A 9300-nucleotide genomic window follows, 5' to 3' on the forward strand; every position below is an offset into this window, starting at 1 on the left:
AGAAAGKCRSTTTCCCCAACGAGGATGCAGTCTTCAAGATTTTCTACCTACGCATCCAAGAGCTCTATAAAAAATGGAAGGGTCGTCACGTCGCAAACTGGGCGATGGTCCGGAACCAGCTGCTCATGGACGACAGGATGTCTCAGCTTATGCAGCAATACGATGTTGCTTATTGAATCGATTTACACAAAACTCTTGACACACCCTATTTCTGAACAGTCAAAATTTCGTGATGATGAGAATCGATGGCAGCATTTGCATGACCAGGAACGATATCGTTTTTTATGCCATATGTTTAAAGCTAATGTTAACATCAAGGATAAGATGTATCGGCAGATTGTTAATTCTCAAGATAGCATCGGCCGTATCTATCGTATTGTCAGCACGTTGGATTCTGTTGAACCGGAAAATATATATAACAAGACAGCATTAGTAACGGCGGAGGTTCTCGATGTATCGCAAATTATCATTTATAGCGTGGGTCGAGATAGTGCCTATCTGCGTCAAAAGGTACGCATTGGGGACATGACGGAAGGAGAACCGCATTCGTTGCGCATTGATGATTATCCGTATCTTCAACAAATGATGAAAGAACATAATCTTTTTATCAATCGGGATCTCATTAAGGGCCTTCCTGACTTAGCGGCTCCTATTATTTATGAAGGCCGAGTTATTGCTGTTATCCAGGTTTACCAGATGGATTTTGATAAATGGAGCACTTTTGAATTAAATCTAATGGCAGTTACCAGCCGTTTAGTATCGACATCATTGGCTCGAGCTTATACATGGGAACAGGAAATGATGGAACGTCGTTATATTCCGGGAACGCGGATCCTCAAGGAAAAAGAATTTGTTCATATCATTGAAGAACTCCGGGAACGCCATCAAATGCAGAAGGGATATTCTGTTACGATTGCTAGGATAGACTTGCCAGGCATGACTTATAAGCAAATCGACCAGCGTCTTGGCAACCAGATACGTCTGGAAGATTACATGGGGATTCTGGGGGACTCAGTATGGATTATGTTTACTGATGTGAATAAACAGACCTTGGCATTGATACAGAAGCGTCTGGCCCAAGGCGGGGTGCTCATTTCAGAGGCTAAGGAGGTAATATGATGATTCTTGTCATGCTGGCGGCCTTGTATATCGTAATAGCCTTAGCCTTTGAAATCGTAATTTCTCGTTACTATGGTATCGTTCAAGCTGCGATAGAAATGAGCCTGATAGTACTTTTACCAGGATTCGGTTTTTTCCTCTTATTATTCCTCCATCTGGACATATTCCTTTTTAATCTGAGAAAAGGAAGCATCGAGCCGGAAAAAGACGAAGAGGAAGTATTTTCTTTACAGGATAGAGGCTATAATGCAGAGATTATTCCCATGAATGATCTTTTCCTTCTTGAGGATGCCAAAATGAAGAGGAAATATTTTACTGATGCTATTCGACAGGACATGGTAAGCAATCAGAATATCCTACATAAAGCGGTTTATGATGAAGACCGCGAGATTGCTTATTTTGCGGTATCCTTGATGACTGCAAAATTGCAAGCACTTAGCAATGAATTATTTCATCTTGAACAGAAGCTGAAAAAAAGTCCGGAAAATATTCCTCTTTTGAAAGAATATGCTGCAAAATTAAAATTATTTCTCGACAGCGGATGCGAAGAACAAATGACGAAAAATAAACAACAACGCTCGTATATATCAGCCTTGGCAGTATTGAATCAACAGTTTCCAGACCAAACCATTTACTATGTGGAGCGGATTAATATGCTCATTATTTGCGGCCAGTTGGAAGAAGCCCGTAAAGCTTGTCAGGAATTTTCTGCCCAACATGCAGACAAGGAAGAACCTATATTGATGGAGATAAAATTATACCAAGCGTTGCATGATGCTAAAAAGTTGCAAGAGCGGGTACAGGCGTTGAAGGCATTACCGAAGCGGCTATCACCTGAAGCATTGCGGATTATCCGGTTTTGGGATAAGGAGGTCGTTCATGCATAGAAACGATGCTTTTTGGATTATTGTCATTGTTTTATTCCTCGGCGTATTTTTCCAATATAACCGCATGGATGGCTTTTTGCATCTGTTTAGCGTTGCGAATACTGCGATAAGTTCAGTACAAAGAAGCGACGAACCTTGGAGCCAGGCAGATACGGTAACGCCAGATACATATATTGTTATTTATGATCCTAGTAGTGTAGAGAGTATGTTTTTACGGCATGAAACAGAACGGATGCTCAAAGAAAAGAAAATGAGATTCCAGAGTATTCGTCATGACCAGCCCATTACGATGAATATGTCAACGATTCGAGGCATTATCCTGTCTACTGGTGAACTGGAAAAAATTGTTTCTTTGCCAGCTGTCTTTTCGTATGTTGAACAAGGTGGTACGGCTGTTGTTTTAACGCGATTAAGCCAAAGCCCGGATAAGCCTATACGCCCGGATATACTTTCTAAATTAGGTGTTAGTCGTTGGGATTCCAGGAGTTCATCGGCCACGGCCTTTGGCCTTACTATGAATACTGATTTTTTAGCGGGTAGTAAGGGAATTCAGGTTGAAGGAGATTATCATTATGAAACGATCGTCGATTCATTGCTCCTTTCCGATGATGCCGTTGTCCATGTTAGCGATAATAGCGGCTCCATACCGTTGATTTGGCAAAAAAATTATGGCAAAGGTACGTTCTATATCTATAATGGGTCTGCTCGCTCTGATAAAACAAACCGTGGCTTTTTGATGAGCTTTTTAGCTCATTGTGGAGACGATGTTATTTATCCCGTTGTTGGCTGTAAGTTGTTTTATATTGATGATTTCCCATCACCTATACCTGAAGGCTATCATGAAAAAATCCGCAGTGAATATAATATGACGACCCGTGACTTTTACAGCCGAGTCTGGTGGCCATATATGAAAGATATAAGTAAAAGTGAACATTTAAAATATACAGGAGTCATCATTGAAAGCTACGGGGATCAGGTAAAAGGCCCATTTAAACCGGTTGATGAACAAGAAGGGCGGAATGCACTCCTTACATATGGTACTGATCTTCTTTATATGGGAGGAGAACTGGGAATACATGGCTATAATCATCAGCCTTTGGTTCCGCCGGGATATCAAAACGATGAACCGGATTATGTACCTTGGCAGAATGAAGACGATATGGAAGAAGCCCTTACGGAAATCAACCGTTATGTCCATGAAGCATTCCCTAAGTATAAATTCCGGGCTTATGTACCGCCTTCTAATATTTTAAGTCCCCAAGGGCGAGAGGCCATTTTAGAATCCCTTCCAGACATTCGGATCCTTTCTTCTTTATATGATGGATCGGCTGAAGAGGAAGCTTATTATCAAGAGTTTCAGCGTGAAGAAAATGGGGTTTATGATATTCCACGCATCACTGCCGGGTATAATCCTACGGGACTCGATTTATATTTTGAATGTACTGTGATTACCTCTATCGGTGTTTTTAATCATTTTGTCCACCCTGATGAATTATTTTATGAAGAAAGCAAGGATAAGACTTGGCATATGATGAAAGAAGGCCTCCAAGAATTCCTGAAGCAAATCGACAGCCGTTATGGATGGCTGACAGCCGTTACGGCCTCGGAAAGCCTGCCGTATTTTGATAGTTATTTTAATTTAGATTACCGAGTCCTGCGGAAGCCTGATGAATTAGAAATTCATTGTTGGAACTATACCCATGAGGCATCGTTCCTGTTGAGGTCGACGAAAGAAGTGGCCTCTTCTAAGGACTGTCATGTACAGAAAATAGGTGATGAAATGTATTTTGTAAAGATAACGGGACCAGAAGCTCATATATATTGGAAAGGAAGTTCACTATGAAAATCTGTTTGTTGACAGAAGGCTCGTACCCATATGTTGTTGGTGGAGTATCTTCGTGGGTACAGATGCTCATGACGGGCTTACCGGAGTTTGAATTCACTGTTTATGCTGTAGGTGCCGAAGAAAAAGATCGGGGGAAGTTTAAATATACTTTGCCCAATAATTGCACGGAAATCCAGGAAGAGTTCCTGGATAAAATTCTAGCCCTGCGCTCCCCGGGGATGCAGGAAAATATTTTGAATAATCAACAGCGGCAGGTTTTGTTAGAACTTGTTCGCGGTGACAGTCCGATCGATATGGCCGGACTCGTGGATATTTTCCGTTCTTGTACTTGGAAGAACCCCTTGGATATTTTTATGTCCTCTGATTTTTTCGAGGTCATTCGCCGTGTATACCGGGAACGCTATGATTATTTGCCGTTTACTGATTTTTTTTGGACATTGCGTTCTATGCTGTTGCCATTATTCTATCTTGTGCAACGGGATTTGCCAGAAGCAGATATCTATCATAGTGTAGCTACTGGCTACTGTGGCATCATTGGTTCTATGGCAGCTGAAGTATATCATAAACCATTTATCTTGACGGAACATGGTATTTATTGTCGGGAACGGGAAGCTGAAATCATAAAAAGTGACTGGGCTAAAGGGGATTTCAAGATTATATGGAGTAATTATTTTTATAATCTGGCTAAGATTGCTTATAAACGAGCCAGCAAGGTTTATACATTGTTTGAGCATAATGCTCGGATTGAAGCCGATTTAGGCTGTGATCCGCAGAAGATTCATGTTGTTCCCAATGGGATTCATATGGAAAGATTTTCTGGCATTCCTAAATTGAAAGACCATGGAGGAACCATTAATATTGGGGCTGTAGTTCGGATAGTACCCATCAAAGACATCCTTACGCTGATTCGGTCTTTTTTTTCTAGTTCATCAGGAGATGCCGGATACTTATCTGTATATTATGGGGAATATGGAAGAAGACCCGGAATATGTGGTAACTTGTAAGCGAACAACACAGCTTCTTAATTTAGAATCTGCTGTAGAATTTACCGGTACGGTACAGGTAACGGAATATATGCCGAAAATGGACATTATCGTTCAATCGAGCATCAGCGAGGGACAGCCACTGTCGGTATTGGAAGCCTTTGCAGCTCATCGTCCCGTTATTGCGACAGATGTGGGCTGTTGCCGGGAATTAATATATGGTGATAGTACGGATAGCTTGGGGATTGCTGGGGCTGTCGTACCGCCGATGGATTTCAATTCCATGGCCCGGGAAATTTTACGTCTGGCTAGGGATTTCGAATTGCGCTTTCAAATGGCTGAAGTTGGCTATGAACGAACAAAGCGTAATTATACGTATGAACAATTTATTGACTCTTATCGGAATATTTATTTACAGGAAGGGAAAGCAAAATGGCTGGTGTAGGATTTGAGTTAAAAAAATTATTCCGCGCTCGTACAGTGGCTGGTTATCTCAAGGCTTATTCTTTTTCTGCACTGATTACGACGGGACCATTTATCCTGCTTACGGGAATGGTATTGGTTGTACAGCTTTTGTTTCTTTGGTTTCAAGTTCCCAGCTATGAAAATGATATTTTTGTAGCCTCTACGGTGTATGCCTTTATTTTTTCTCAAATTTTCTCATCTGGATTTGTCAAAGTTGTAACTCGTTATTTGTCTGACTGCATATCTACGGATAATTATAATGATTTAACGGCTTCCTGTTTTGGTCTCATCGCTATTCTCTTGTTTTTAGGTAGTATTATAGCTGCTATTTTTTTATGGAATTCTCCTCTTTTATTCGGGGAAAAGCTAGGTGCTTATTTATTTTTTTCCTTATTGATGATCATTGAGGCTGAAAGTCTCTATTTGACAGCGGTAAAAAAATTTAAGCCTCTTATTTGGGGATTTGCCATAGGGGTGTCTCTAAGCATAGTGAGTATCTATTTCATGTTAAAATACTTGACGCTGCAACCGACAATCGCTGCCTTTTTGGGTATCACAGGGGGGTTGACTGTTATTTCAGGCTTCTTTATGATTCAAATCATCCGTTTTTTCGGGATGCCTCGTAAAGGACGTCATTTTGCTTTTTTGCCTTACTTTGACAGAGAATGGCGGCTTTTCCTTTATGCGATTTTGTTTTCGGGAGGAATATTCCTGCCTAATATTATTATTTGGACAAGTCCTAGCTGGGGGGTAACGGTAGCCGGGACTTATCGCTATGCTCCTCTGTATGACATTGTTACTTTCTATGCGTTTTTATCAATGCTGCCAATGATGATTATTTTTGTTGTCTATATGGAAACCCGGTTCTATGAAACTTATTTCAATTACTTTCAAGCCATTACCCGGAAGGGAAATTTTAATGATATTGAAGCTATGCGAAAGACAATGGTTCATACCTTGTGGTTTGAGTTGCGCAGCTCCATGGAATTTCAATTTTTATTTACGATATTGTTTCTGTCTTGCGGGACGTACATATTGTCCTGGGTCCATATTGAAACCCAAGCGGTTAATATGTTTGATGTCCTGCTCATGGCGGTTTACTTTGTGGGTGTTTTTCAAATCTTGGGAGTTATCCTGGAATATTTTAATGCCCAGCGTCAGTTACTTCGTATTACTGTGGTATTTTTTCTGTTAAATGGGGGATTAAATATATTCGGGGTCCTCGTTTTAGGGGAAAGCAGCTACGGTTTTACTTTCTTTATTGCTATGGCTATTTCTCTGTTTTATGCTTGGAAACAACTTTACGCTTATATTATGAATATTAATTATTATATCTTTTGCGGCCAGCCAATGTTTTATCAGCAACACATTGGCTGGCTTACGTTGCTGGCCCGGCGTATGTATGGACCGACCGTGGATTGTTTAGATAAAGAGGATGGTTTTTATGAAACAGAGATTAAGTAGTGCCCCGTTTCGCTGCCTTATTTTGGGAATGGCTTGTACCGCTGTGAGTGTGAGTGTCCGGGCTTCTAATGCAGATACAATGCATGATATTTCTTCGGAATTTGCATCATTGCGCAATGCTCGTGACGAAATACAATATCGCCATCAAGCGGAAGCTGATGACAGGCAAGCCCATTGTGATTTAAAGACAGCTCATCATAATGCGGCCGAAGCTATAAAGAATTGGCGGGAAGCATCAAATAATCTGGCCGTAGCGAAGGAAAATGTTGTGACTTTAGCACAGAATCTGCAGCAGACGCAGCAAAATCTGGATGAAGCCAGGATTATCAGCGCTGAACGGACGAAAGAGGCTATTGCTGCTCAGCAAGCTGTAGCTGATTATGCTGATGGCCTTTATACCATGCAAGGTATAGTAAATGATAAGCGCAATGCCTACGAGTCATTAAACAGTCGAATGCAGACCGTGTCTCAAGAATATGAAGTGGCTATCCGTGATGCGAAAGCGGCGCAGCAGGCTCGGAATGAAGCCATCGTAGCCGCAGCCGTGGAATCGGTAGACTATGCTTTGAATCGTCTTGATGAAGCACAGCAGATAGCTGATGAACGAGAGGCGAACAGCGATAGCGATGTTGAAGCGATTGAAAGTTATTATGATGGACAATTGAATGATTTGAGTAATCAAGTGGAGGCTTCTAGTGATGACCTGGATGCGGCTCAAGAAGAACTTGATAATATGCAGGCATATATGGATGAACTTGTTGAGGCTCAAAATGAGGCAGAGCAGGCAGAAGCTGAAAGTCGTGAGAAAGTGGCTGATTATGAAGCCGATGTTATGAGCCTGTCTGACGATTTGAAGCAGGCTAAAAAAGATGAAATCGATACTGAAATTTATGTCCAAGAAAGCAAAGATTGGATGAACCGGGCTATTTCATTCGAAGGACAACTGATCATAGCAGCACAGCTGCAAGATTATGAATTGGAGCATTTCGGTGAAGGTGCCAGCTTTACAACGGGTGTTGACTACTACTACTGGAATGGCGACTATTCAGGGCATCAACTGTTTATTCCCATGACTTACGCACAACAGGGACGCGTACATGGGCGTAAGGTGGATTTTGGTGTTAGTACGGGCTATATTCGTTCTGATACAGGCGTATCCAATGGTAGTATTTCAGGTATGGTCGATACGCAGTTGGATGTTATGGTTCATAATGACCATCCTATTAACAGCGTGCGTTATCTGTGCAATTTTAATTTTCCTACAGGCCAACATAAATTTTATCAGAATGCAATTGTTCCTGAAGGCGTGGCTCCGTTTACTGATTTTGGGGCTGGTTTTGAATTTACGCCAGGGCTGGAAGTGATTCATCATTATAATGAGCAGGACAGTCTGACTGGGCGTATTCAATATACCTTTCGTGAAAGTTATGAATATTCTAAAGAAGTTAGCCATCGTGACGTATCGCCAGGTGATATTTTTTATCAAGGGCTTAAATATCAGCATATTGGGCCTAAAATGCAGTATTCGATTCAATTTCAACATGATTCCTACGCGCCGGCAAAGCAGGAAAGTATTTTTCGTGATGAATTTGGCTTATGGCATCCAGGAGATACCCAGCATTATACAGATGGAGATGAATGGGATATGCGCCTGTTCTATAACCGTTCAGTAACTCCGAAAGATGAATTATCATTATACACTATTCAAAATCTTACGGAAAAAATGAAAGGCTTTGCGTCTGAAGATTCTTATGCACATTATTATGGAGTTGGTTGGATGCATCATCTCAATAAACAACAAGAATATCATATTATGATGCATTTTAAAGATATATCATCGAGTACGGATCCGTTACATCTTGATCTCAATAATATAGGATATCGTCGGTATTCCCTGGCAGCTGGATATTCATGGCAGCGTTCATCGACTGAATCGATAAGTCTGGATATTGAACGGTATACTCGGCATAATGATGGAGCTAATAGTTATCAGGCTGGGGGATTGTTGCCAGGTATAATAAGAGTTTGTAAAGGGATTATGCTTTTTAGGAGGTATTTATGATAAGAAAATTCGCAACTGCTGTACTTGTTCTGACGGGGCTGATTTCTATTTCTGGTTGTGTCGGTGCTGACCAGTCACAGACGCCAGAGACCCAAATGGTAAATTTAATAGGGGAAATACGGCAATACACTCAGAAAAAGGATCCTCGTTTGGGGAGTGTAAAATAGTTTGTGTAAATCGGTATTGCATGAATCTACTTTATGCCCCATACTGGGGTAAACAAAGATAAGGACGGTAACAGAATGGCAAAGTGTAAAACTCCACCAACTACCCCAGGCGAGCAGATTGCTCAGCAAATCCTCAACAACTACGACATCAAGAGCGCGGAAGACGTACAGGACGTCCTGAAGCAGATTTTTGGCCCCATTTTTGAGTCCATGCTCAAAGGTGAGATGGAAAATCATCTCGGCCATAAGAAGCATGAGCGCTCCGAAGACGGTGACAATGTCCGGAACGGCTATTCTCATCCACTGA

At 41.3% G+C, this 9300-nt stretch carries 8 protein-coding genes; all 8 read left to right on the plus strand.

Annotated features, from left to right (window positions below):
* The first annotated feature begins 162 nt into the window (after positions 1-162).
* On the plus strand, positions 163-1119 hold the full coding sequence (locus NM10_RS06150) for a GAF domain-containing protein (RefSeq protein WP_239639636.1): 957 nt from the start codon (positions 163-165) through the stop codon (positions 1117-1119).
* Positions 1116-2006, plus strand: a complete 891-nt coding sequence (locus NM10_RS06155) for a hypothetical protein (protein ID WP_239639637.1) — start codon at positions 1116-1118, stop codon at positions 2004-2006. The genes NM10_RS06150 and NM10_RS06155 overlap by 4 nt, the downstream gene beginning before the upstream one ends.
* Positions 1999-3849, plus strand: a complete 1851-nt coding sequence (locus tag NM10_RS06160) for a DUF2194 domain-containing protein (RefSeq protein ID WP_020310731.1) — start codon at positions 1999-2001, stop codon at positions 3847-3849. The genes NM10_RS06155 and NM10_RS06160 overlap by 8 nt, the downstream gene beginning before the upstream one ends.
* Complete coding sequence (gene pelF, locus NM10_RS06165; protein ID WP_020310732.1) at positions 3846-4856, plus strand: GT4 family glycosyltransferase PelF; 1011 nt, start codon at positions 3846-3848, stop codon at positions 4854-4856. The genes NM10_RS06160 and pelF (NM10_RS06165) overlap by 4 nt, the downstream gene beginning before the upstream one ends.
* Complete coding sequence (gene pelF / locus NM10_RS15000; protein WP_256378963.1) at positions 4822-5280, plus strand: GT4 family glycosyltransferase PelF; 459 nt, start codon at positions 4822-4824, stop codon at positions 5278-5280. Before pelF (NM10_RS06165) ends, pelF (NM10_RS15000) begins: the two co-directional genes overlap by 35 nt.
* Positions 5268-6764 carry an exopolysaccharide Pel transporter PelG gene (pelG, locus tag NM10_RS06170; protein ID WP_020310734.1) on the plus strand — a complete coding sequence of 499 codons (1497 nt, stop codon included), beginning with the start codon at positions 5268-5270 and terminating at the stop codon, positions 6762-6764. Before pelF (NM10_RS15000) ends, pelG begins: the two co-directional genes overlap by 13 nt.
* Complete coding sequence (locus tag NM10_RS06175) at positions 6745-8826, plus strand: hypothetical protein (protein ID WP_020310735.1); 2082 nt, start codon at positions 6745-6747, stop codon at positions 8824-8826. The genes pelG and NM10_RS06175 overlap by 20 nt, the downstream gene beginning before the upstream one ends.
* 242 nt (positions 8827-9068) lie before the next feature.
* Positions 9069-9300 (plus strand): transposase (locus NM10_RS06180; protein ID WP_020310736.1); only part of this gene is annotated, 232 nt, incomplete at its 3' end.

It is taken from the genome of Megasphaera sp. NM10, assembly GCF_000417505.1.
Lineage (GTDB): Bacteria > Bacillota > Negativicutes > Veillonellales > Megasphaeraceae > Megasphaera > Megasphaera intestinihominis.